At 44.5% G+C, this 23,667-nt stretch carries 20 protein-coding genes; 12 read left to right on the top strand and 8 right to left on the bottom strand.

Translation table 11 applies throughout. The features are described 5' to 3' along the window. Positions 1-63 precede the first annotated feature (63 nt). Together HYU97_00295 and HYU97_00290 are read right to left on the bottom strand one after the other, a co-directional pair. Positions 64-951 (bottom strand): hypothetical protein, encoded by an 888-nt coding sequence (locus tag HYU97_00295; GenBank protein ID MBI2335192.1) that lies wholly within the window; start codon positions 949-951, stop codon positions 64-66. A 342-nt stretch (positions 952-1,293) separates the two neighbouring features. Beyond that, positions 1,294-2,013: a hypothetical protein gene (locus tag HYU97_00290; GenBank protein MBI2335191.1), complete on the bottom strand. Its 720-nt coding sequence runs from the start codon at positions 2,011-2,013 to the stop codon at positions 1,294-1,296. A 395-nt stretch (positions 2,014-2,408) separates the two neighbouring features. On the opposite strand from HYU97_00290, the gene HYU97_00285 reads away from it, so the two are divergent. Genes HYU97_00285 through HYU97_00275 form a run of 3 tightly spaced genes read left to right on the top strand, consistent with a single transcriptional unit; the run spans position 2,409 to position 5,154 of the window. Next, the gene (locus HYU97_00285) at positions 2,409-3,491 is read left to right on the top strand and encodes a Re/Si-specific NAD(P)(+) transhydrogenase subunit alpha (GenBank protein MBI2335190.1); all 1,083 of its coding nucleotides are present in this window, start codon (positions 2,409-2,411) and stop codon (positions 3,489-3,491) included. Next, positions 3,491-3,784: an NAD(P) transhydrogenase subunit alpha gene (locus HYU97_00280; GenBank protein MBI2335189.1), complete on the top strand. Its 294-nt coding sequence runs from the start codon at positions 3,491-3,493 to the stop codon at positions 3,782-3,784. Before HYU97_00285 ends, HYU97_00280 begins: the two co-directional genes overlap by 1 nt. A 5-nt stretch (positions 3,785-3,789) precedes the next feature. Further along, entirely contained in the window at positions 3,790-5,154 is a 1,365-nt protein-coding gene (locus HYU97_00275; GenBank protein MBI2335188.1) for an NAD(P)(+) transhydrogenase (Re/Si-specific) subunit beta, read from the top strand. A 3-nt stretch (positions 5,155-5,157) separates the two neighbouring features. Here HYU97_00275 and HYU97_00270 read toward each other — a convergent pair whose 3' ends face one another. Then, on the bottom strand, positions 5,158-5,949 hold the full coding sequence (locus HYU97_00270; protein ID MBI2335187.1) for a hypothetical protein: 792 nt from the start codon (positions 5,947-5,949) through the stop codon (positions 5,158-5,160). 153 nt (positions 5,950-6,102) lie between these two features. Between HYU97_00270 and HYU97_00265 the strand changes: the two genes are divergently transcribed. Then, the gene (locus HYU97_00265; protein ID MBI2335186.1) at positions 6,103-7,266 is read left to right on the top strand and encodes an ATP-binding protein; all 1,164 of its coding nucleotides are present in this window, start codon (positions 6,103-6,105) and stop codon (positions 7,264-7,266) included. Here the strand turns inward: HYU97_00265 and HYU97_00260 are convergent. From HYU97_00260 to HYU97_00245, 4 genes are all read right to left on the bottom strand, one after another. After that, complete coding sequence (locus tag HYU97_00260; GenBank protein ID MBI2335185.1) at positions 7,157-8,014, bottom strand: Nif3-like dinuclear metal center hexameric protein; 858 nt, start codon at positions 8,012-8,014, stop codon at positions 7,157-7,159. The genes HYU97_00265 and HYU97_00260 overlap by 110 nt on opposite strands. Positions 8,015-8,127: 113 nt before the next feature. After that, positions 8,128-8,820 (bottom strand): hypothetical protein, encoded by a 693-nt coding sequence (locus tag HYU97_00255; GenBank protein MBI2335184.1) that lies wholly within the window; start codon positions 8,818-8,820, stop codon positions 8,128-8,130. 118 nt (positions 8,821-8,938) lie between these two features. Then, positions 8,939-10,174 carry an ATP-binding protein gene (locus HYU97_00250; protein ID MBI2335183.1) on the bottom strand — a complete coding sequence of 412 codons (1,236 nt, stop codon included), beginning with the start codon at positions 10,172-10,174 and terminating at the stop codon, positions 8,939-8,941. 66 nt (positions 10,175-10,240) lie between these two features. Beyond that, on the bottom strand, positions 10,241-11,224 hold the full coding sequence (locus HYU97_00245; GenBank protein MBI2335182.1) for an NAD-dependent epimerase/dehydratase family protein: 984 nt from the start codon (positions 11,222-11,224) through the stop codon (positions 10,241-10,243). 223 nt (positions 11,225-11,447) lie between these two features. Between HYU97_00245 and HYU97_00240 the strand changes: the two genes are divergently transcribed. The 6 genes from HYU97_00240 to HYU97_00215 all read left to right on the top strand — a co-directional run bounded on the left by HYU97_00240 (position 11,448) and on the right by HYU97_00215 (position 15,415). Beyond that, positions 11,448-11,648 (top strand): helix-turn-helix transcriptional regulator, encoded by a 201-nt coding sequence (locus HYU97_00240; GenBank protein ID MBI2335181.1) that lies wholly within the window; start codon positions 11,448-11,450, stop codon positions 11,646-11,648. Then, positions 11,645-11,956: a HipA N-terminal domain-containing protein gene (locus tag HYU97_00235; protein ID MBI2335180.1), complete on the top strand. Its 312-nt coding sequence runs from the start codon at positions 11,645-11,647 to the stop codon at positions 11,954-11,956. Before HYU97_00240 ends, HYU97_00235 begins: the two co-directional genes overlap by 4 nt. Beyond that, positions 11,953-12,876, top strand: a complete 924-nt coding sequence (locus tag HYU97_00230; GenBank protein MBI2335179.1) for a HipA domain-containing protein — start codon at positions 11,953-11,955, stop codon at positions 12,874-12,876. Before HYU97_00235 ends, HYU97_00230 begins: the two co-directional genes overlap by 4 nt. 75 nt (positions 12,877-12,951) lie before the next feature. Further along, positions 12,952-13,188 (top strand): type II toxin-antitoxin system Phd/YefM family antitoxin, encoded by a 237-nt coding sequence (locus tag HYU97_00225; protein ID MBI2335178.1) that lies wholly within the window; start codon positions 12,952-12,954, stop codon positions 13,186-13,188. Beyond that, the gene (locus HYU97_00220; GenBank protein MBI2335177.1) at positions 13,185-13,574 is read left to right on the top strand and encodes a type II toxin-antitoxin system VapC family toxin; all 390 of its coding nucleotides are present in this window, start codon (positions 13,185-13,187) and stop codon (positions 13,572-13,574) included. Before HYU97_00225 ends, HYU97_00220 begins: the two co-directional genes overlap by 4 nt. 254 nt (positions 13,575-13,828) lie before the next feature. Next, the gene (locus HYU97_00215; protein ID MBI2335176.1) at positions 13,829-15,415 is read left to right on the top strand and encodes a hypothetical protein; all 1,587 of its coding nucleotides are present in this window, start codon (positions 13,829-13,831) and stop codon (positions 15,413-15,415) included. A 1-nt stretch (position 15,416) separates the two neighbouring features. On the opposite strand, the gene HYU97_00210 is transcribed toward HYU97_00215, so the two are convergent. Then, complete coding sequence (locus HYU97_00210) at positions 15,417-19,841, bottom strand: sigma 54-interacting transcriptional regulator (GenBank protein MBI2335175.1); 4,425 nt, start codon at positions 19,839-19,841, stop codon at positions 15,417-15,419. Positions 19,842-20,260: 419 nt separating this feature from the next. Here HYU97_00210 and HYU97_00205 point away from each other — a divergent pair, with 419 nt between their 5' ends. Then, entirely contained in the window at positions 20,261-22,000 is a 1,740-nt protein-coding gene (locus tag HYU97_00205) for an Ig-like domain-containing protein (GenBank protein MBI2335174.1), read from the top strand. A gap of 211 nt (positions 22,001-22,211) precedes the next feature. Next, positions 22,212-23,552 (top strand): hypothetical protein, encoded by a 1,341-nt coding sequence (locus HYU97_00200; protein ID MBI2335173.1) that lies wholly within the window; start codon positions 22,212-22,214, stop codon positions 23,550-23,552. The last annotated feature ends 115 nt before the right edge of the window (positions 23,553-23,667 follow it).

The raw sequence follows: 23,667 nt of genomic DNA, 5'->3' as shown, positions 1-23,667 counted from the left end.
AAAATAAAAAGCCCTTATGAAGGACCATAAGGGCTTTTTTAAAAAGGTATTATTTAAATTAAATCAATGCATGTAGTTTTTAATGATGACCGGTTTTGGTTTAATAACGGTATCTGTGACCGAGCCAATCCTATCGTTTGAGACAGGTTTGGTTGTGTCGTTGCCTACACTGAATGTAGGGGGATCTTTAAAAATATTCTCACAACTAACATAGGTAACCGAACCTTCTTTGGATTGGTTAGGTTCACCAAATTGGAAGAAACCTTTGCATTCACCGTTGACTTGATAAGAGATGCCAATGCCAATTTGTTCCATAGCTTCGATAATAGCATCGAAGATGACACCAAAGATACCAGCACCTGATTGGGCAATACCGCCACCAAATTTACCATCATCGGTGGGTACTTCGAAGACAATGTCAGGCAATAACATAGACAGTACAAAGGCCACATGGGTTTTGTAGTCTTTTACCTTGGTCATGGTGTCTGTGATAAAGATCTGATTGTTTTTATTGGCGGCCTTGATTTCTTCAGCTAAGGCAGCGGCTTCGGGTTTGATCTTAACAACGAACCGCACTAATTTAGCACTGAGTGTAGGATTGGCTAAATCAACCTTGTAGGTATCAGCCGCAGTCTGAATTTCAGCTCGCTTGGTAGCCTTTTCTTCATCGGTTGCTTCGGCTGCAATGGTAGCCGCAACTAAAATATCTAAATTAGCTTCGATCTTAGCCGTATCTTCGGGGCTTGTCGTGGGTGTAGGGCTAGGAGTAGCAGTGGGTGCCGCCGTAGGTGTTGCAATGGGACTGCCGGAAGGAGGAGGTGCGACAGGCGGTGGGGTTTCAGATCCACCGGGCGGAATATCAACCGTTACATCTCCATCACCATTATCTCCACAGGCTGAAAAAACAATAAAAAGGGAAAATAATAAACCAAGAAAAACCGTACGTTTCATAATACCCATCCTTTTATAAACCCCACATGAGTGTGGAAGCATAGCCCCCCTTACAATAGTCGTATCGGTAGGATGGGAAGAATGTTGCTAAAAAGAAACCCCCTCTTTAAGGCGTTCCATTAAACCCTGGGGGGAAAGGTTTTTACGGAAGTAGTGCCAAAGAGGGGGATCCAAATTCTGATGTTCAGAACCTATTCTCGGTAAAAGATGTATATAAGTTTTGTTAAATTACAATAATAAACGTATAATATTGAATTATATTAATAATAATAGGTATTTATGATCGAAAAAAATCTCATTCCGCGATGGGTTGAGAAGGCAGATTTGGGCTGTCATGCGTTTTTATTGAAAATCGATAGGATTTTTTCCGCAATCCACGAGGGTTACATAACCTCGGGTTTTTTCTAAGATGGGATAATTGAAATAAAAGAAGCTCTTACATTGGCCATCGATATTATAGGAGATGGCGAGACCAACTTGTATCAAACCCTCGATAATAGCGTCAACAATAGCACCAATAATTCCTCCACCGGCTTCGGCAATTCCAGCACCAAATTTTCCATCATCTTGGGGCTGATCAAACTCATGATCAGGAGCAATTAAAATAAGTAAGGTGGATATACGCACCTTTAATTCTTTATTGGCCTTGATAAGGGGTTCAAAAGCCGATTGTTTTTTCTCTATGGTCCATTGATAGTTTAATTCTTTGACCTTTTGTGCCAAGTCTTGGGTTTCGGGGTCGATGGCCGCAATAAATAGTATGGTTTGTTTGGTGATTTCAGCCATGGGTATATCGACTTGGGCGAGGCTTAAATTTTCTTCAATGGTTTCAATGTCGGTACCGGTCATTGAGCTAAGCATTTTAATTAAAACTTCTCTTTTAACGGCCTGTTCTTCTTCAGCGCTGGGTTGGGTTTCAGTGGGTTGGCTCTCAGCTTCAACCTCAGCTTGAATTAGCGGGTTGTTGGGGGTTTTGTCCACCTTTACAACTTCGCAACTCCAGAAAAAAGCTGATAAAACAATCGTAAAAATGAATGCTGTGGGGCGTGTAAAATTTCGCACGGGCTCAACTCCCTAAATAAATCCCCCCTGCATTAAAGTTATCGGTGAAGGGCAAAAAAAGTTGTTTCGGGGCATTCATGACGAGAGATAGAGCCATGGCTGATGACAATCATGGTAATAATGATTTACCTATCGGTTCACTTTTTGTAATAGACCTCTTGCATAACCTACTGTGCGACCCAATGACTTGCGTTACACTGTCATTGCGAACCCTTTAGGGTGAAGCAATCTCCTCTGTTTAACCGGCGAGATTGCTTCGCCCGTTGGGCTCGCAATGACACCATCCACGGATACGCTGCGGTTTTGGGGCCCCGACCCGCCTTGTCCTTGGGTCGCTCGCAACGGTTCTGCAAGAGGTCTAGTGATTTTATTGTACTGACTAAAGGAGAGAGCCTGTGCCCGTTGGTGTGGGAGTTTTAAAAGAAATTCAAAGCGGCGAAAATCGAGTGGCCTTGGTTCCTGAAGTGGTGGCCAAATTAGTGCAAGCGGGTTACGAAGTTAGAGTCGAAAAAGGGGCTGGGCTTAGCGCCTATTTCCCCGATGAACTCTATGAAAAAGCCGGTGCCAAGATTGAGGCAGATAAAAGGGCACTTTTAAGCCGGGTGGATATCCTCTTAAAGGTACAGCCCCCCCTTGAGGCAGAAATTGAGTTAATCCCCGAAGGTAAAATTTTAATTGGTCTCTTCTTTGCCCATCGCGACCCTGAAAGGCTTGCGCAGCTCAAAAATAAAAAGGTGCAATGTTTTGCCATGGAGTTCATGCCACGCATCACACGGGCGCAAGTGATGGATGTGCTTTCTTCTCAATCCACGGTGGCGGGCTATAAGGCTGTACTGTTAGCCGCGGGTGCTAGCCCCAAATTTTTTCCTATGCTCACAACCGCTGCAGGCACCATTCGGCCGGCGAAAGTTTTGATTTTAGGGGCGGGTGTGGCGGGTTTGCAGGCCATTGCTACGGCTAGGCGCTTGGGTGCCATTGTGAGTGCCCATGACATTCGAGCCAGTGTGAAAGAACAGGTGGAATCGCTGGGTGCCAAATTTGTGGGGGGTACAGTCAATGCTGAAACTCAAGGGGGTTATGCCCGCGAGCTTACCGAAGAAGAAAAAAATAAAGAAAAAGAAGTTTTTGCTAAGCACGTTGCTGAGGCCGATATTGTCATTACTACAGCCCAGGTGCCAGGTCGATCTGCGCCTCGTTTAATTACCAAGGCTATGATCGACGGCATGAAATCAGGCTCGGTGGTGGTGGATATTGCAGCCGAATCGGGCGGCAATTGTGAACTCACGAAGGCAGGGGAAATAGTAGAAAGCCACGGGGTAAAAATCGTAGGCCTAACGAATTTGCCGAGTCTATTGCCAGCCCATGCCAGTGAAATGTATGCCAAAAATCTTTTACAATTTTTAAACCTTTTGACGCAAAATGGGAAAACTTTAACTGCTGATTTAAAAGACGAAATTATTCAAGGAGTCAAACTCTAATGGAATCGGTCTCTCCGGCTTTATATATTTTTCTTTTAGCGGCCTTTACGGGCTATGAAGTCATTGCGCGAGTCCCTGTGATTTTGCACACCCCGCTCATGTCGGGCTCAAACTTTGTGCATGGTATTGTGTTGGTGGGGGCGATGGTTGCCCTGGGCGAATCGAGAACGATGGTTGAAAAGGTGATTGGGTTTAGTGGGGTTTTTTTAGCAACCATGAATGCCGCGGGTGGTTATGCGGTAACCGTGCGTATGCTAGAAATGTTTGAAAAGAAAAAACGAAAGGAAAAATAAACACCGTGCCTATACTGATTCAAAGCGTTTATTTTTTGACTGTGGTTTTGGTGATCTTGGGGCTCAAGAAAATGAGCTCGCCTACGACCGCGCGCAGCGGGATTGTGTGGGCAGGTGTGGCCATGTTGTTGGCCGTTGCGGTTACTTTTTTACATCCGGGGTTAGAAAATCATTTGCTGATGGTCATCGCCATTGCACTGGGTGGCTTGGTCGCCTTTGTGGCAGCGAAAAAAGTTACTATGACTGCGATGCCTCAGATGATCGCTCTTTATAATGGCATGGGGGGTGGCGCAGCTGCAGCCATTGCGGCCGTTGAGTTGACGCAAAATGGTGTTTCGGAGTTAAGCCTTAGAATTTTAACAATTGCAGGGGGCTTGATTGGAACGGTGGCTTTTACGGGCAGTCTTATCGCCTTTACTAAATTGCAAGGTTTAATGCGGGAACGCCCCATCACTTTTTTTGGGCAACAGGTTTTTAATTTTCTTGTTTTGATCGGGTCGGTGTTGGTGGGTGCTTATTTATTAAAAGATCCTTCGTCGGGGTTTATCTTGTTATTTTTTGTGGGTGCGTTGCTGTTTGGCATTTTCATGACCTTACCGATTGGGGGCGGAGATATGCCGGTGGTGATTTCGCTCTACAATGCCCTGACTGGCTTGGCTGTTGGGTTGGAGGGCTTTGCCCTTAAGAACGATGCCATGATTATTGCCGGCACGGTGGTGGGGGCTGCGGGTACTCTGTTGACGCAGTTGATGGCTAAGGCCATGAATCGTTCGATTAGCAACATTTTGTTTGGTGCCTTTGGTCAAGAGCAAAAGGATGACTGCAGTGAAATGAAGGGTAGCCTGAAAGCCATTGACCCCGATGATGCCGCAGTGTTGTTAGCCTATGCTGAAAAGGTCATTGTGGTGCCGGGGTATGGTATGGCAGTCGCTCAAGCCCAGCATAAAGTGAAAGAATTATCCGACTTGCTCCAGCAACGGGGTGTTACGGTTAAGTTTGCCATTCACCCGGTGGCCGGCCGCATGCCTGGGCACATGAATGTGTTGTTGGCCGAAGCGGGCATTGCCTATGAGCAATTATTTGATATTGAAGAAATCAACCCCGAATTTGCTACCACGGATGTGAGCCTGGTGATTGGGGCTAACGATGTGGTGAACCCGGCCGCGCGCAGCAATACCGCCAGCCCCATTTATGGTATGCCGATTTTAGATGTCGATCGTTCAAAAAATGCCATTGTGATTAAACGCGGTAAGGGCAAGGGTTTTGCGGGGGTTGAGAACGAACTTTTTTACACCGATAATACGCGCATGCTTTATGGCGATGCGCAGAATATGGTGAATCACTTGGTGCAAGCTTTGAAGAAGCTTTAGGGGTTATTCGTAGAAGTAAGCGGTAAAGGCACTGTCTTTGCATTGAACGAGGCTGATGGAGCCGCGCAGCTGATCGTTGGGGTCAGAGTCAGCATTGAATTGGAAGAGGGTGTAACAGGCGCCATCAATACGCACTGAAATGAATGTGGCATAATAAACCGTAAAAACGTACTTGAAAACGTTAGCGAGCGCCGATGTAGGGTCGAGGCCCTCAGGCAAAGGAAAGAGTTGCTGTTGCCAAGCAGTCGGTGCATTCAAAACCAATTCTCCAATTCCATCAGGTTTTTCTTCGTTTAAGATGTCAATGATGTCTTTACTCGTAGTCAGTTCAATGAGCGGTAAGAGCAAAAGTTTGGTGGAGACCAGTGCGTTTTTTAATTTTTTGCTAACATCCTCGAATTTTGCGTTACCCAAATGAATGATAGTATAATTTTGTTTCAAAAGGTTCAGGTAAGCATCACCATAATTGGCTTCGCTCACTTTAACGAGAAATTCCACCAAATCCGAATTAACAGGGAGGGCTGTAAAGTCTGTATAACCATAGTCAGCAGCTGCTTCCATAATAAATTCAGGGGTAGCGCCCGTTGCTTGGCTTAACGCTTGAAGGCCGGGGACAACGACTTCAGGTAGCCCTGGTGTTGGGGTTGCAATAGGTGGTGTGGTGGGTGGTGGCGTTGGTGCGGTTTGGCAATTGGTGTCTTTACAATTTTTCTTGATAGGATCGTCTTGAGCGGTCCCCCCACAGGCGCTTAAGACGATGAGTAAAATCAAAAAAATTCCTAAACCTTTTAGCATGTTCAACCCCCCACAATTCTTTCTAGGGGATGTTATCGGCTAAGGCATGGGATTAAGTTGCGCAAAACGCACTGATTTTAATCACTCAATACATTCATTTTTTAGCAAGATTGTTGTTGATTAAAAAAATAATCAGCGATATAATTGCTGTATATGGAATTTAAAAGAAAGTTGAATCTCGAAGGATTGCTGCGCAAAAAATCTTTTTTCCTTTTTGGGCCTCGTTCGACAGGAAAATCGACTCTCATTCATCAAAAATTGGGGGCCCATGCTTTGATCATTGATTTATTGGAAAGCGATCTCTACTTGAGGTTATTGCAACACCCTCAAGAATTAGAAAATTTTGTCTTGGGGGTGGCTCCTAAACAACATTACATTGTGATCGACGAAATACAAAAGGTGCCCGAACTCTTAAATGAGGTTCACCGGCTTATCGAAAAGCATAAGATAAGATTTCTGCTTACCGGTAGTTCAGCCAGAAAGTTGAAAAACCAAAATACCAACATGTTAGCAGGCCGCGCCTGGATGGCTCATTTGTTCCCTCTGAGTTGGTGTGAAATCTCGTCGTTCAATTTGCAGCGTTACTTGCAGTACGGAGGCTTGCCTCATGTGTATTTAAGCCAAGCTCCCGAAGAGGAGTTAAGGGCCTATGTGCAAACCTATCTTTATGAAGAAATTAAAGCAGAGGGTTTAGTTCGTAAAATCCCGGCTTTTGCCCGCTTTCTTGAAGTGGCGGCTCTTGGCAATGGGCAATTGCTCAATTTTACAGAGATTGGAAATGATGCCAATATGGCTCCCTCAACCATCCGTGAATATTATAGCGTTTTGGAGGATACGCTTTTAGGCTATTTACTGCATCCGTGGACAAAATCAAAAAAACGGAAAGCCATTCAAACCGCTAAGTTTTACTTTTTTGATATTGGGGTTGTTCATGCCCTTACCAAAGCAATCGCCCTTGATCGTCATTCAGATAAGTATGGCAATGCCTTTGAACATTTCATAGGCATGGAACTCAGGGCTTATTTAGATTATTCTCGTAAGTTCGATGATCTTTGTTTTTGGCGTTCTATCAATGGGCAAGAAGTGGACTATGTTGTCGGGCAACATACAGCCATTGAAATTAAAGCAACCACCAAGGTGACTGAAAAACATCTCAAAGGTCTTAAGGCCCTTGCCGAAGAAGGGGTTTTCAGAGAGTTTCTTTTAGTCAGCCAGGATCCAAGGTCTCAAAAGATAGGGGAAATAAGATGCCTGCCATGGGAGATTTTTTTAAAAAACTTATGGGAGGGGTCTTTATTTGAAAAGGGTCTTGGCTAGTTTGACTGATTTGAATGGTAAGGGTGAGGAACTTCCTTTTTAAGAGCTTAGTGATGAGTGCAGTCATTTCGATTTCGGAATGATAATGCCCAATATCAACCAAGCAGATCCCTTCGGCCATGGCTTCTAAGGCATGATGATATTTTACGTCACCGGTCACCAGGGCATCGGCACCCGCTTGTTTGGCCTCGCGGTAAAATCCACCACCGCTGCCGCTCATCACAGCAATGGTTTTGAGGCGGGCTTTTTTATTTCCGACGTATCGCAAATGAGCCAGGCCAAAGGCACGCATTAAATTTTGGCAAAGTTGATCAAAACCTATTGGTTTAGAAAGCCTTCCTACCCGCCCCAGCCCTACTTTAGGGTGTTGAGGGTTAGGCAAGAGGGGTCGGGTATTTTTTAAGTGTAGTTTTTTCGCCAAGAGATCATTGAGGCCGCCGCTGGTTGAATCAAGGTTGGTGTGAAAAGACAAAATATTGATTTGATGTTTTCGGGCCAGGGTCTTGAGACTTTGCGTTAGTTTAGAAGGGAGCAAGGGGTGATGGGTGATGATTAAGTTTAATTTTTTTTGAACGGCCTCGTGTAATGTCCACCCTGTGGCATCGAGGGCGACTAGCACGCCAGTAACTTTGCAGTTGCTTCGACCAACTTGCAAACCAGCGTGATCCCATTTTTCAGCGAGCTCAAGGGGTGCAAATGAACTCAGATCATCCAGGATATTTTTGACAAGGGGGTGTGAATTTTTCACCGCGTTTATACTGCATGAAAATAATTTCTTGTAAAGTATGCAAAAAAAGCCCTCTTTTTCAAGAGGGCTCTTTGGGAATACGATAGAAATGTAATAGCTACTGCGGGGTCAGGTCAGTCTGTAAAGATCTCATCGCATTCAAGGTAGGCTACCTCGCCTTCTTGAGAATTCCCCGGCTTACCAAAGTGGTAAAATCCCTTACATTCGTCGTTAACAACATAGGTTGATACCATGGACAAAGCCATGTTGATGGATGATGCCCCTTTTAGCTTCCTTTTGTATTCTTGTGTACAAACAACCCAAACGCATGTGGTGGTTAGCTCAAAATCTTCACGCGCGGATGCGCGAAAGGTCATGTCGGGGAATAATAAACCTAAGATGTTACCTAATTCTTGGCTATAGCTCTTTACCAACGCGGCATTCTTAAGGGTCGCGAATGCCTTTCCATCTGCGTTTTTGGCCTTGATCCTGTTAACTTCGACAGTGAGCAATGGGCTTATTTCAACGATCATTTTTAACAGCTCACTGTTTAAAGTTGGATTTGAAAGATCAACACTATACGTTTTGGCCGCTGCCTTAATATCTTCGCTACTTGCTCCAGTTGCGCTTGCTAAAATAGTAATAGTTTCATTTTCTGGTCCCAGTGGAGGTGTTGGGGCAGGAGGCGTGGTAGCGGGCGGCGAAGTAGGATTAACGATGGTGACAGGAGGTTCAATGATGTCAGAGCTCTCGTCGCCATCTCCACAGGCGGTCATGAGGGTTAAACTTAAGACTAGGCTTAACATAAGACACGTCAGAGTCTTCATAGATTTTCCTTCTCCCAAGATACCCTGACGTAAAGGGATTGTGTTACCTGGTAGAGTTATCGGAGAGATTAAACATGGGTTGCTAAGTTTAAACATAACCATGGGTGCGGAACCATTATTAAACCAAGCGAGCTAAAAAACTGGCCGCTGGCAGTACAGTAATGGAGCGTTGCTGCTTATGGTAATTTCTTGTGGGCAAATTTCCATCGGCAACGAGTTGAAAGGCATGGTTAAGCCCTAACTTCTCCATAAAATAAAATAAGTGGGGAGAAGGATTCCCGTTACTATATTTCACCTCAATCAAGACTAAGGGTTTTCTTTTTCTACAAATGACAAAATCAACTTCTCTTTTTTCTTTGTCCCTTAGGTAATTTAAATTTAACGAATCTTCCCCTAGTTCATTTAAGTAATAAACATATTTCAGCAAATGCAATGCCACCATGTTTTCAAAGCGAATGGCCATGTCTTCAACTTCAGTGTAGTCCCACAAATACCATTTGGGTTCTTTTTTAAGGGCTCGGTTCAATTTTTCGGCATACGGATAAATACGAAACCCATAAAAAACCCTTTCTAAGAGATCTAACCAATATTTTACCGTGGCATGATGAACTTCTAAATCTTCGCGGAGGGAATTAATCGACAAAGGACTACCGACTCGGGTTGGTAATAAGAACATAAGATTTTCTACCAAAGATAAATTCCTCAAATTTTCTGTTTGCGCTAAATCTTGATTAATCAACTGATCCAAGCGATTGGTTTGCCAACGTTTGCTGATGGATTTGTCTTTGCTGAAAAAAGATTCTGGAAACCCAGACTTATTTAATAATTGGATAAACAATGCCTGATTTTCCTTGCTGGGTGTGGGGGCCTGCTCAAAATGGCGAGAGGTCCATTGTTCAATTTTTAAAGGTTTGATTTCGTCATTTTGAAGAGCTTCAGCAAGGGTAAAGGGGAAGAGATGATAAGTAAAATGCCTCCCTAATAAAGAATCTTGCCCTTTACGATAAACATTGACTGCAGCGCTACCAGTCACTATCCAATGCGTATTGGGTTCATGCTTGTCAAAAAGCCCCTTCAAGGTATTTTTCCATCGTTTAAATTTGTGAATTTCGTCAAAGACGATCCGCGTGTTTCCAGACAAATCATAGTTGCCCGTGAAGATTTGAGTGGTGAGCCATCGGCGATGCGACATCATGTCCCAATTGAAATAAGTTTTTCCTTCTACAAAAGTTTTACCCAACAAGGTTTTTGCCAAGGTGGTTTTACCCACTTGTCTAGGGCCAACCAGAAAGACCATTTGTCGATAGTTGGTTAAATGCTTGTTTAAAGGAGGGTATAAATAGCGGAAGGGCATGCTTTAGAACTTTACATACAACTGTAAAAAAGTCACGACTTTTTTACAGTATGGTGCATATAATATTTAAGCATAACCATGGGTGCGGAACCACTGGATGCTGCGTTCGAGGGCTGGCCCTATGGGTTGATGGGTGTAGCCCAGATATTTTTCGGCCTTGGCGCTACTTAAGTGTTGGGAATATTGAATAAGGTCGATGCCTACGGTAGGGATGCTTGGTTTGGGTTTGCGTAAAAGATAACCGTCAACCCATTCTGAAAGATTAGCTGTAAAACGAGCGAGCCAAGCCGGCACCGTTGGAACTTTGAAAGATATTTGGGCGAGTTCAGCGACGAGTTTGGCAAATTGCAAAGAATTGATATCTTCTCCGCCTAAAATATAACGCTCACCACTTTTGCCTTTTTGATAGGCGAGAAAAACCCCGTGTGCCACGTCGTGAATATCTACCACGTTCATGGGGGCCTTGATCAACGCGGGGATTTTTTGTTTGAGAATTCTCACAATAAATTCACCACTCGTGGGTTTAATATCTCTTTCTCCAAAACAACCGGTTGGATTGACAATCACCACATCTAAACCATTCCTTGCGGCCTCGAGGTATTTTTCTTCCATGGCCTTTTTGGCGATGTGATAGGTGGTGGCGATAGGGTGATAAGGGGTGGTTTCATCGGCCAGACCAGATTTGCTTAAGCCCATGGTGGACAAACTTGAAACATAAATCATGCGGCCGCGAAATGAACGTTTAGCCGCCTCAATAACATTGAGGGTTACACCGAGGGAGCTCTTGAGGAATTTTTTGCCGTTGAGAGAATAAATGGGGTAAGGGGCGGCGGCATGCACAACGATGTCTGTCTTGGCAAAGGCCGCCTCAAGGCTCGCTGGATCTTTTAAATTGCCACGGACCTTTTCAAATTCAATCCCTTCCAAGGCACGAAAATCGCTAGTTCCCCGATGAAAGATTTTGATTTTAAAACCTTGGGCAAAAAATTCCCGCGCGATGTGAGAACCGATAAAACCGGTACCACCTAAAATAAGTACATTTTTTGTCATGGCGACTTCTTTCGCATTTTGAGAAAAGTGATGATTAATCGGCTATAGCTTGTCTAATTTATTCTGTCATGGCCTAATCGTTGAAAATTTTTTGCGTGATCGGGTATAATATGTTTATTTTTATACCCTTTAGGGTTGTTTTTTTAATATATGTTATAAAATATGCTTGAAAGGGTATAAAATTTTGTTATACTATTTAAAATTATCCCGATAAGGTATATTTATGTCAGCAGAAAATTTATCTGAACAAATCAAGGCATGGCGTAAAGCCCAGCATCTTACTCAAAAAAAACTTGCTGAAGTGGCGGGGGTTGGGTTGCGCTTTATCAGGGATTTGGAGCAAGGAAAGAAAACGCTTCGCATGGATAAAGTAAACCAAGTCCTCAAACTTTTTGGCAGAGAATTAGGGGCCATCAACTTATGAACAGAACCGCACGGGTTTTTTTTCAGGATCAACTTGCAGGTTGGTTGTCTGAAACGGCCTCGGGTTACCAGTTTCAATATTCTTCGGAATACCTCCAAAGCCCAAGTGCCAAAGCGATTAGTTTTAGTTTCCCACTTCGAACAGAAAAATATGAAGCTTCTACCCTGTTTCCGTTTTTTGATGGGTTGATTCCCGAAGGTTGGTATTTAGAAATTGTTTCTAAAAAGGTGAAGGTTGATCTTTATGATCGGTTTGGTTTGTTGTTGGCGACTGCGAAACACACCATCGGAGCGGTGACCATTCTATGAATCCACGCTGTCTTGCTTGTTACGAGAAATTAGAAGTGTCTTCTTATCATCCATCCTGTGTAAAACGGGTTTTTGGTGTTTCTTGGATTCCAACCTTTGATTTTGCTCAAAAGGATTTTGGGTTATTAGCCCAAAAAATGGCGGGGCAAATGTCGATTTCGGGTGTTCAACCCAAGATCACCGTGGGGCTAAATAAGAAAAATAAAAATTTTGAAATATTTCCCAGCGGAGGCTCCTATATCTTGAAACCACAAACTCAAACTTACGAACATTTGCCCGAAAATGAAGACCTGTGCATGCACTTAGCTAAAGTTTACGAAATCATAATTCCAACCCACACCTTAGTAAAAACAGCAGATGGGGTATTGGCTTATCTAATTAAACGTTTTGATATTTTGGAGGATGGTCACAGATTACCCGTGGAGGATTTTGGGCAGATTTTAGGAATGCCTGCTGAGAGGAAATATTCGGGTTCTTACGAAGCCATTGCAAAGGGCATTTTACAATATTGCAGTAATAAATATCTTGAACTCACCCGATTTTTTGAACGGCTGCTTTTTTGTTTTGTGCTTGGCAATGGGGACATGCATCTTAAAAATTTTTCCTTAGTTACTTATCCCGATCAAACCGTTGTTTTAAGTCCGGCTTATGATTTGCTTTCTTCGAAATTGGTTATTCCTGATGAAGAGGACTTGCCGATTTCTCTTTTGGGTAAAAAGAATAAACTTAAAGGGCAAGATTTTTTGAATTTTGGCGATCAGTTAGGTCTTGCCCGAAAGGCGATGAAAAATTCTATTGAACGGCTCTTAAGTCTTGTCCCCCAATTTCAGGAATGGGTTCAAAAAAGTTTTCTGTTAGAAGAAGAAAAGGAAAATTTGAATGTCATTATTGACGCCCGAGCAAATAGACTCAAATCTTGAAAAGAAAAAAGCCCTTGATTTTTAACCAGTTTATGTTAGTTTAGTCTTATGACTAAGTCCAGCAAGCCCAGCAAGATTCAACTTAACGTTCATGAAGCAAAGACTTATTTGTCCCGTTATCTTCATAAGGTGGAGGAAGGAGAAACCATTGTTTTATGTCGCAATGGTCTTCCGGTAGCCCAACTCATTCCTTTCCCCGTGGGAAAAAAGAAAAGGAGAAACATCATAGGCCTTGGTAGAGGCATGGGACGTGTTTCACCTGAATTCTTTGATGAATTGACTGATGAGGACTTCCCAGGAATCGGCTTATGAAATATCTCCTTGATACTTCCACTTTTCTTTGGGTGTATTTAGGTGAGGTGGAAAAATTACCACGTCGGGTGGTAAAAATATTAGAAGGCCACGAGGAGTTGTTCTTTAGTGTTGTTTCTGCTTGGGAAATCGCTATCAAATATGCCATCGGTAAATTGTGGTTTAAAGAATCTCCCTCGAAATGGCTTCCTGATGCCCTCTTGTCTATGGGCATTCAACATCTTCCCATGAGCTTAAGGCAAGCTTTGGAGGTGTCCCAATTGAAATTTCATCATAAAGATCCTTTCGATCGTCTCTTAGCTGTTCAGGCCAAGATGGAGGGGCTTTCAATTCTTTCTTCGGATAAAATTTTCAGAAAATACGGAGTGGATCTTGTTTGGGATTAGATCTACATTTTCATGTTCCCTCAATCCTTATCATTTTGAGAAAAAGTGGGTGTTTATTCACTATTTAACTTAAAGCCGTTTGGGTTGCATTAAAATTTTTTAAGATAAATCAATCAGTTATAAAAAAATTGTTTTTATTTTTAGTTGGAACGGAAATTGCTGAACTAAAGTTACTGAAATGCTGGATCCCCGCCTTCGCGGGGATGACAGCCTATTTAAAAGTTGACCCACTATATTAAACCTGGGGGGCGACCATGGGTAGGAAATTTTCGGTTATAGTTTTGATTCTTTTGTCATGTAGTTTGTTGAGTTGTAAAGGTTCAGACGGGACAAGCGGTGGTCCAAAAGATCCGCCGCAGCCAGACCCGTTGGTTCAAGAAGACAAAGAAAAATTAACTAAAAACCCTGACCCTGAAAATTTACTTCCTCCAACGGGTAGCCCAGTGTCCACGGCGGTGCCCTCCTTATCTCCGGTTCCTTCAGTTTCGCCGGTATCATCACCAGCCTTGCCTGGAGGAGTCCCACCGCCTGCATCTTCACCGTCTCCTCAATCACCGCCTGCAGTTCAGCCGTTTTCTATTCTGAATTCCAAAATTGCTGGAGGGTCAGACCATACTTGTATGGTAGGTCAAGAAGGTCAGATAAAATGTTGGGGGAATAATTACTATGGGCAATTAGGGCTTGGGCAAACAGGGGGAGATAGCAGTCAAAATAAGCCGTATGCTGCAACTATTCCTGATTTGGAAAAAGTCTCCAAAGTTGTCGCAGGTGGCGATTATACCTGTGCATTACTATCCGATACTAAAGTGAAATGTTGGGGATATAATAGATGGGGCCAACTAGGGAATGGGCAGGCAGGTTTGGGAACCACGTCGCCAAAGCCCGTTGCAGTCAAAGATTTTGTTGATGCTCAAGGGAACGCGGTTACGAAAGATAATGGGTGGTTGGCTATTGATCTAAGGGGAGTTGTGGATATTGCGGCGAGTTTTGAACATACTTGTGCATTGATGGACAATAAGCAAGTTCGGTGTTGGGGGAGAAATGTGGTCGGCCAATTGGGGAATGGCAAAATTGATAGCAGTGATACGGGCGGTAATACGGTGCCTGGTATTGGTGAATATGTGAAGGATCTTTCCAATGCAGAAGCTATTGCTGTCGGCAAATATCATAGTTGTGCGATTATCTCAAATCCCAATGATCAAAAAAGAAAAGTGAAATGTTGGGGCTATAATAATGTTGGGCAATTAGGGAATGGCAAAATTGATCCCAATGTTTCTGCTTCTTCACTGGTAGACGTCATGAATATCGATAATGCGGTGGCCATTGCCGCAGGTGAACTACATGCTTGTGCGCTTTTGTCAGATAAGAAAATAAAGTGTTGGGGCTATAATAATGTTGGGCAGTTAGGGAATAGCAAAATTGATCCCAATGTTCCTGCTTCTTCACTGGTAGACGTTATGAATATCGACAATGCCGTGGCGATTGCGGCAGGTGCTCAGTATACCTGTGCTGTTTTAGAGAACCAAAAGATGAAGTGCTGGGGAGATGGGTCTAGTGGTCAGCTGGGTAATGGGAATTACAATAAACAAGGGGTTTATATTCCCGATTATGTTAAGGCTAACAAAAATGAATTGTTTGGAAATGTGCATGGGATTGATTTGGGTTGGTACCATAGTTGCGCTTGGACTGTGCAAGAAGTGAGTATTAACGAGGGTGGTAGTAAAAGCACCTACAAACCTTGGTGTTGGGGTTACAATGCTAATAAACAACTAGGCCTTTTTGACGATCAAGCGGTGCCTCATTATTATCCGAATGAGGTGTTTTGGGCTGCAGATGAGTGATCTATTTTATATACCGATAAACGGTGCCGGGGTTGAGGCCTAGCTTTTGGGCGGTTTTGTAGGGTTTGTGGCCGGTGGTTTCGTAGGCTTTCTTGAGTAACCAAGTTTTAAAGTTTTCGAGCGGCAGGTCGCTTGGGTAATGGGTCATCGCTTCGATGGGCTCACCTTTTTTTAAACGGTATTTTTTAATCTTTAAATAAACTGTGGCAACCCCCACGTTCAATAAAGATGCGACTTTGGGGATGTCGTAGTTGTGGCGTTCTAACATTTGGGCGTAAATGGCGCGTTCGTATTCGTTCCATTTCCAATGTTCGATCCATGGCAACTCGGTTGGTGTTTGGGGAGAGGTTTCAGCTTTAGGTTGTTCCGATGGAATTGCAATGTCTTTTACCTTTTGTCGTAGAAAGGGCGGTAGGGTTCCCATGTGAATCACGCCACGTTCTTCGAAAGAAATAGCGGTGCGAATAAAATTTTCTAATTCGCGAATATTGCCTGGCCAATCATAGCTTAACAAGGCGGCTAGTAGATCCTTGCCCATTTTGATCGGCTTCGGTTTTTTTTGTTCGTTGCTTGCTTTTTGCAAGAAATGATCAACCAACAAGGCTAAGTCTTCTTTGCGTTCTCGCAAGGGTGGCATTTCTAAAACAATCCCCGATAAGCGATAATATAAATCTTCGCGGAATTTTTTTTCTTTGATCCAAGCGTTCAAATTTTGATGAGTGGCGGCTACAATATGTAAATCAACCGGTGTAGACTTGGTATCGCCCAAGCGTGTAAATTCGCCTTCTTGCAACACCCGCAATAGTTTGACCTGCATGTTAAGTGGGAGTTCAGCGATTTCGTCTAAGAATAAAGTCCCGCCATGGGCTTCTTCCAACAAACCTTTTTTGTCGCGGGTAGCACCGGTGAAGGCCCCTGCCTTGTAACCAAACAGTTCGCTTTCTAAAAGATTTTCGGGGATGGCACCGCAGTTCACGGCCACAAAGGCTTTAGGTTTGCGGGGACTGGCATCGTGGAGTGAATGGGCAATCAATTCTTTGCCTGTGCCGGTTTCACCTTGAATCAGCACGGGCAAGTTGGTTTCGCTGAGGCGATCAACCATCGTCAAGAGGGCTAACATTTTTGGGCTGTTGCCAATAATCTTAGGGTGTTTGTGTAAAATCCCATCGCGTAAATTTTGTTTTAAATCAGCAATTTCAATTTGGGCCTCACCTAGGGCCTGCTCGAGTTGGCCTTTTAGGGTTTTGAGTTCGGTAATTTTTTGTGCGTTGGTGATGGCTAAAGCAACTTGGTCGGCAAAGGCCTCCATGGTGCTTACGATTTCTTGTGAGAATAAGGCCTTTTGATGGCTGTGGGATAAATATAAAATGCCCATGGCTTTGCCTTTGGCTCGGATGGGTACACACAAAATCGAACGCAAGTGAAGGGCCATCACTGATTCGTGCACGTTATATTCTTGATCGGCCGTAGCGTCGTGGGTGGTAATGGCGTGCCCTGTGGTCAAGACTTTATTGGCAATGGTTTGGCTCATCGATTTAATGGCATCGGTCACCGAAAGATTAAGTGCGGTTAAAACTTCGAGTGTTTGATCTTTTTCTAGAGTGGCAATGAGAGCGCTTTCAGCACCCGAGAGTTCGATCGCAAATTCCAAAATACGGTGGGCAAGAATTTCTAAATTTTCTTCTAACAAAAGTTGCCGATTGATCGAAAGAATGGCCTGTAAGGCATTCACCTGTTGGTTTGAAATAAAATTTTCTTGCATAGGGGTTTCCTTTGCTGTCGTAGGATCGATGGGGGAACGTTGCATGAGAAGCTGCGCACGGATGCGCAATTCTTCAGAGGTAGCGGCCTCCATCAAATCAGGATAAATTTGCACAAAACTATTGGGCTCACCACGGTCGAGGGCTAATTTGCCCAATGATTCTAAAATATAAAAGGTGAGCGGCTTGCAAAAAGGGTGTTCATGAGAACCGTTGAGCGATTCCATTAATTTTGCATAGGCCTTGGCAAAATCTTTTTTGAGACGAAACACGTCGCCAATTTCTAAATGGGCCCGTACTCTTAAATAAAGTTCGTGCGGGCCGGGCTCACGAATTTTTTTGAGATAGGTCAAAGAACGCGTGATATCTTCTAAGGCTTCATCGTAGCGGCCGTTCTCAGCTAAAATCACACCACGATTTTGGGCGGTAGTGGCAGCCGAGAGGTAATCTTTTAAATATTCGGCTAGGGTTTCAGCGCGATTGTAAAACTCCAAAGCCTCGGGGGTGTTTTTTAAAAAATTATCAACATTGCCCAAACCATTATAGGCCAGTAATAAATATTCCCAAAAACGATTTTCTCTGGCCCGATTGGCGCATAGTAAATAATTCTGGCGAGCCCGTTCAAGCTGCCCCAACATGAGGTAAGATTCGCCCAAGTTGTAATAAGCTTTGATGGCGAGCGAGGGGTCGGCCAATTGATTATAAAGCTCGATTTCTTCGAGTAGGCACGCAATGGCCAATTCAGGTTGTTTGTTGATTTTATAGGCGTTGCCTAAATCATTATTGGTGATCTGAAATTGTTTGGTGGAAGGTAGTATTTTGGCCAGCCGTTTGGTTTCTTTGAGAATAGCAATGGCGTGTTCAAAGCGGCCCTCTTCCATTTCTACATAAGCCAAAAAATTTTGGGTGCGTAGGCCCAACACCTCGTGAATCAATTGGGCTTCTTCTAATAGTGAAATCGCTCCACTCAAAAATTGCCGTGCCTCTTTTAGGTGCTTGATGCGACAAGCCAACCAACCGCGAACGAATAGGATATGGGCCTTGGCCGACAAGCGCTCGATGCTAGGCGAGGCAAAGGGCATGTTTTCTTCTAACATATCGGTGAGACTTTCGGCCTCGGCATCTTTGCCTTCTTTGATAAGATTTTCAGCGCGCAAGATAGCAAGGTGCCAGGTTTGAAAACGATCTTTGTGCTCTAAATCAGAAAACGATGATGTAATGGGTTGGCAGCTTAACCCCAACTGTTCGATGCTGGGAGGGGCTTCTTCAAAGGTGCTCAAGTTCCATCGGCCCGAAGGCTCACGCAATAAAGGATCTTGCATGAGCGAACGCAGAATATTCATCAGCACCGATACATTGCCGGCACTATGCTGGAAGACCGCATCTAATAATAAAACGGGAATTTTAGAGTGGTGTGTGACTTCTTTTAAATATTCTTCGATTTCGTGTTTGGTTAAATATGAGAGGGTGTGAGATAAAACTTGGCAAGGGGCAAGCTTGAGTTGAGTAGAGGCCTGTGAGTTAAATCCTGCGACATGAATGCCTCTATTAAGCAAGAAACTTATTTCTTCATGGGCATTGTCTAAACTCGTTTCGAACATAATCCACAATTGGCCGGGTTGTTGGCCAGCGGGGGCTTTGGGGGCAAGGGTGATGCCGGAAAGCTCCGCTTGATAAGTGAGTTCTTTTAAGAGTCTTTGTTTCCCTATGCCGCTTGGGCCTAGGATTTCTAGCACTAGGGGTTGGGGTGGCGATTGCTTTATCTCGTCTAAAAATTTTGCAAGAACTTGCAAAGAAGCTGGGCGGCCAATCCAGTGCGCAGGCAGGCCGTATTCTTTTTTCGTAGCCGTGGGCACCAAGCCTTCGCGATCGAGGAGGCGTAAAATTTCAGCAGCACTCATGAAACGGTTGTTGGGGTTTTTTTGTAAGAGACGTTCAATAATTTTACTCCACAGCGGAGCTACGCTGGGGGCTACACTCATGAGAGGAGGGGGGACAAAACTCAAATGAGAGGTGAGCGTTTTGGGAACATTTTCTCGGAGAAAGGGATTTTTTTTGGTCAGTATGGTGTAAAAGATAACCCCCATGGCGTAAAGGTCGGAGCGGCTGTCAACCGGTTCTTTGAGAATTTTTTCTGGCGATAAGGTGGCAGGGGTTCCGCCTTTTTGCACAAACTGGGGGTGGCTAATGCCAAAGTCGATGATTTTAAGAATGGGTTTGCTGTCTTGTTGGATGACCAATAAATTTTGGGGCTTCAAATCGCCATGCAAGATATTTTGGGCATGCAAATAACTGAGCCCGCTCAAGGCTTGCAAAAATAAGGGCTCGAGTTCTTTAAAACCTCGATTTTCTGCGTGCTGAGCCAGATCAACAGCGTTCAACCATTCAACCGTGAAATAAAAGCGCTTCAATTCTTTATCAAAACCAAAATCATAAATTTTGACGATGTTCGGGTGAGTAAGATCTTTGAGGAGGTTAAACTCGAATTTAAAGGTTGAAATAAGATCGGCCTGATTGATGCCCATGGCATGGGTTTTGAGCATCTTTAAGGCCATGAGCTGTTGGTCTTTGCGAACCTTTAATACATCGCCCGAAAATCCCCTGCCCAACACCTCCAAGACTTCATATTGGCCATCAATGGTTTTAGGGGGGAAGGAAGACTGCATATAAAAATAATAATAAAATTTGTGGGTAAAGGGAAGAGAAAAGGGGAGATATTATTAATTTTAATTGTCATTGCGGGGCTTTCTGTCATTGCGAGCGAGCATCGTTTGCGAGCGTGGCAATCTTCTATTTTATAAAATAATTATGAAGATTGCTTCGGCTTTGCCTCGCAATGACATGTTATTATAACACAATGACATGTTATTATGATTCTATAAAATAGTTTAATTATTATTTTTAAATTCTTTTTATAAAATAAAACGCCTAATTTTTTTCGATATTTTCCTCCGTCATACAATAAAAAGACAATTATTGGTTGATAATATTGAAGATTCTTCGCTTTGCTCAGAATGACATGATGAGTTGGCACGAAAGTGGCATTAGATAAGCTTGCACGCTATTTTTAGAAAAGGAGCTAGTCATGAAAATCTTATTAAGACGTAAACGTCTCTTTTCGGTCCTGGCAGGGTTTTTCTTGTTAGGTCAAGTGTCGTCAGGCTGTGGTGGCATAAACCCATTTGGTGAGACTCACCCGGTCGAAGATGATAGTTCAATAAATGCCGATTATGGTGATGCCCCCGATGGTATTGTTGATAGTTTGGGCCTGCTGGGTCAATTCCCCACTCGCCTGGCGTCTGATGGGGCTCGTCACTTTAATATCACGGATAGTGCCTTTGGTTTTTTTACCGGTAGTGGTGGCCTGTCGGTGAGTGCAGAGAACGATGCCAACGATCCAGCCGACCCGGATGGGGTCTCGAACCTCGATGACCCTATCAACCCTTACGATATGGATCACTTTGATGATGGGCTCATTTCCACATCGCTCAATGCGGGTGGGCTTAGCACCATTGATTTTATCGTGAGTGTGGCGGGCGGTGCGCCAAAAAGCACACGCTATGTGAACATGCTGCTCGACTTTAATCACGACGGCAAGTGGTCGGGTAATGACAGCAATGGTGCAGCGGAGTGGATTGTGCAGAATATGGAAGTTGTAGTGGCGCCTGGGTCTTTTCTCATGTTTACCACCCCTGAATTTTTAACCGGCGTGGATCCGGAGGGTAGTTGGTTGCGCATGACATTGAGCGAAGTCCCCATTGATGCCTCTCAATTTCCCAGTGGCTGGGATGGCACGGGTGCATTTAAAAGAGGTGAGACGGAGGATTATTTTATCCAAACCATCGACACCTTGAATATCGTAGACCCGACCCCTACGCCCAATGCAACCCCTAAAGCGACCCCTTTGCCTCCTCCTCCGCCTCCTCCCCCACCTCCTCCTCCCCCTCCTGGCGGTGGCGGCGGTAACAACGGTGGTGGTGGCAACAAGTGCGAATATTACAAGAGCTACAACATGGAAGTCTGCGAAGGCAAAAGCCAGACCCGATTACTCACTATCGATGGGTTTGCCCCGGATAGTATCTCGGCTTCGAGCAGCGATCCCAGTGTAGCCGGTGTTTCGCGAAACGAAGCCAATATCACCATTACGGGTAATGGCGAAGGTAGCACGACCATCAACATCGTTGCCAAACAAGGTGGGTGTACTTACTACATCACCATCTATGTAAAGGTGAAAAAATGTCCTAAACCGGTGAAGGTGAAAAAAGATTGCTGTACCCCAGCGGAAATTCGCATGGATCCTAGCCTCTGCAAGAACTGTCATGTGGTGGGTTGGACCGTGCATACCAACGAAACCCCTGGTGGTGGTGGGTCAACGGCTGACGGTGGAATTACGCTCACTGGGTCTCATGGTGTGACTACGGGTATTTCAAAGTCGACGGTGGTTCGAGTGGGTAACGTGATTAAAATTGTCACGACCTACTATGAGTGTGATCCGTGTCCTGAAGGCGCGATTGGCGATGGTGACGGTACTTCGCATGATGGCGATGGCGATGGCATCTGTGATGCGACCGATCCTAATCCCAATGTCTACGACGACCCTGACCAAGCCAAGAGCTTCGAACAGCAGCAATATCTCTACGACCTGCTGAGTAATAAAATTCAAGCCGGGTTGTTGGGGTTGTTCTACGAGGTGCGCGATGCCTCTTACTTCCCCATTGAAAGAACCGAGCTTGAGCCTGAATCCGAAGCACAAGATGACAGCGATCAATATGATTATCAAAATGACTATGACAATGATTACGGAAAGGAATCTTATCTCATGTAAAGGATAGTCCTCTCAAAGGTCCAATGCTTAGCGGGTGTCCACGGGGGACGCCCGCTGGCTTTTGGGAGAGGGTGAAAGAATTTAACTAATACTAGTGGCAGATCGTCAAAGGGGCATGTTAAAAAGTAAGGATTCGAGTATGCAGATGAACTCATCAAATTATCATGGATCCCGTGTCCCCGGCTCGTGGGCCGGGGCAGGCTTACCCGGGATGACGTGGTTAGCACTGGCAATATTCATTTTTATCCTAGCCGGTTGCGGGGGTGGTGCCAGCCCTCCAGCTGGGATTCCGGCGCCAGTCAGCTCGGCCATTACCGTGACTGCTCCCAATGAAAATGGTTTTGTTACGATCACGGGGGCGGCAGGTGCTGTGCCTGGTAGTGCAACGGTTACTGCGGGTAATGTGAATAATGGTGCGGTGGTACGTTGGTTTGAAAAACCGTTTGTGAGTGTTGCCCATGCCTTGGTGCAAGACTCCGTGGTGGCTAACGCCGATGGTTCGTTTGTGATCACCACAGTCGAAGCACAAGTGGGTCACACGATTCGTTTGCGTTATACCCTCAATAGTTTCATTAGCGAAACCACCGATAAAATTGTGCCTAACAATGTGTTGTTGCTCGATTCAGCCTTGACCCCTCGCTATGCCGACATCCATCGTGCGACCAATATTGGCTATGTAACCAGTGGCGATGGCATCAATGGCCAAATTTTTCAGGTGGATGTAACGGGTCTTGCGTTGTTAACCACCCTTACCATTAATAATGAATCCGACATTCAGGCGATTGCGGTTGACGAAGTCAATAACGTGGCCATGGTCATTAATGATAGTACCGACAATCTTACTCCCATCGATTTGACCGGCCCTACGGTGCAAGCGGCGGTGAATATTGCCAACAATCCACAAAATTTAGCGGTCTCACCGGCAGGCGGTTATGCGGTGGTTGGGTTGCGCGATACCAATTCTTTATCGATTTTCAACACCGCCACCCTTGCGGTAGATTGTACTTATCAAATTACCGATGGGGTGCTGGGAGCAACGCATGTTTCAACGCCCTTTTTGCAAATCGACAACGATGGGGCCAATGACATCGTCGTTTCTTTAAGCCAATTTGATAACAATAGTTATTTAGTAACGCGCAGTCGTGTAGATGGCTGTGCAGCGGTGCCGCCCTTAGTGACCTTGCAGCAGGTGCCGGTGAATATTGGCAATCCGGGTGGCTTTGCGGTTTATAATAATGGCATCGATGTTTTTATTAGCGATCGTGACGGTGACCATGTGGTGCGGGTGAATATGAGCACGGCTGCCACGACCGACATTGATGTAGGCGACGACCCCATTGGCATTGTGGTTAATTCGAACAATAATCAAGCTTATGTGATCAATAGCGGTGGCAATTCGATTTCGCAAATTGATTTGAATAGTAATGCGGCGACGACGTTCCTTGACCCCGTGGGATTAAGTGCTACGCAATTTGGATTTAATGCCTCCAATGATGCGGCGATTCTCGCAAGCCCAACCGATCACACGGCGGTGATTTTGCAACTTAACTAAGATGTCATTCTGAACCCAGCAGGGTTCTCTGTCATTGCGAGCGAGCACCGTTTGCGAGCGTGGCAATCTTCCTTTTTATTCTGCCATTCATTTACAAATTGTCGCACCTAAAAAG

The organism is Deltaproteobacteria bacterium (assembly GCA_016183235.1).
In the GTDB taxonomy this organism is placed as follows: domain Bacteria; phylum UBA10199; class UBA10199; order DSSB01; family JACPFA01; genus JACPFA01.
Note: the sequence above shows the minus strand (reverse complement) of the source record. Positions and strands in the feature narration are given on the sequence as shown.

Excerpts from the sequence above, each read along its gene's own strand:
- HYU97_00295 (MBI2335192.1), bottom strand. The coding sequence starts at position 951 with ATGAAACGTACGGTTTTTCTTGGTTTATTATTTTCCCTTTTTATTGTT.
- HYU97_00280 (MBI2335189.1), top strand. The coding sequence starts at position 3,491 with ATGGAATCGGTCTCTCCGGCTTTATATATTTTTCTTTTAGCGGCCTTT.
- HYU97_00270 (MBI2335187.1), bottom strand. The coding sequence starts at position 5,949 with ATGCTAAAAGGTTTAGGAATTTTTTTGATTTTACTCATCGTCTTAAGC.
- HYU97_00265 (MBI2335186.1), top strand. The coding sequence starts at position 6,103 with ATGGAATTTAAAAGAAAGTTGAATCTCGAAGGATTGCTGCGCAAAAAA.
- HYU97_00255 (MBI2335184.1), bottom strand. The coding sequence starts at position 8,820 with ATGAAGACTCTGACGTGTCTTATGTTAAGCCTAGTCTTAAGTTTAACC.
- HYU97_00250 (MBI2335183.1), bottom strand. The coding sequence starts at position 10,174 with ATGCCCTTCCGCTATTTATACCCTCCTTTAAACAAGCATTTAACCAAC.
- HYU97_00245 (MBI2335182.1), bottom strand. The coding sequence starts at position 11,224 with ATGACAAAAAATGTACTTATTTTAGGTGGTACCGGTTTTATCGGTTCT.
- HYU97_00240 (MBI2335181.1), top strand. The coding sequence starts at position 11,448 with ATGTCAGCAGAAAATTTATCTGAACAAATCAAGGCATGGCGTAAAGCC.
- HYU97_00235 (MBI2335180.1), top strand. The coding sequence starts at position 11,645 with ATGAACAGAACCGCACGGGTTTTTTTTCAGGATCAACTTGCAGGTTGG.
- HYU97_00230 (MBI2335179.1), top strand. The coding sequence starts at position 11,953 with ATGAATCCACGCTGTCTTGCTTGTTACGAGAAATTAGAAGTGTCTTCT.
- HYU97_00220 (MBI2335177.1), top strand. The coding sequence starts at position 13,185 with ATGAAATATCTCCTTGATACTTCCACTTTTCTTTGGGTGTATTTAGGT.
- HYU97_00215 (MBI2335176.1), top strand. The coding sequence starts at position 13,829 with ATGGGTAGGAAATTTTCGGTTATAGTTTTGATTCTTTTGTCATGTAGT.
- HYU97_00210 (MBI2335175.1), bottom strand. The coding sequence starts at position 19,841 with ATGCAGTCTTCCTTCCCCCCTAAAACCATTGATGGCCAATATGAAGTC.
- HYU97_00205 (MBI2335174.1), top strand. The coding sequence starts at position 20,261 with ATGAAAATCTTATTAAGACGTAAACGTCTCTTTTCGGTCCTGGCAGGG.
- HYU97_00200 (MBI2335173.1), top strand. The coding sequence starts at position 22,212 with ATGACGTGGTTAGCACTGGCAATATTCATTTTTATCCTAGCCGGTTGC.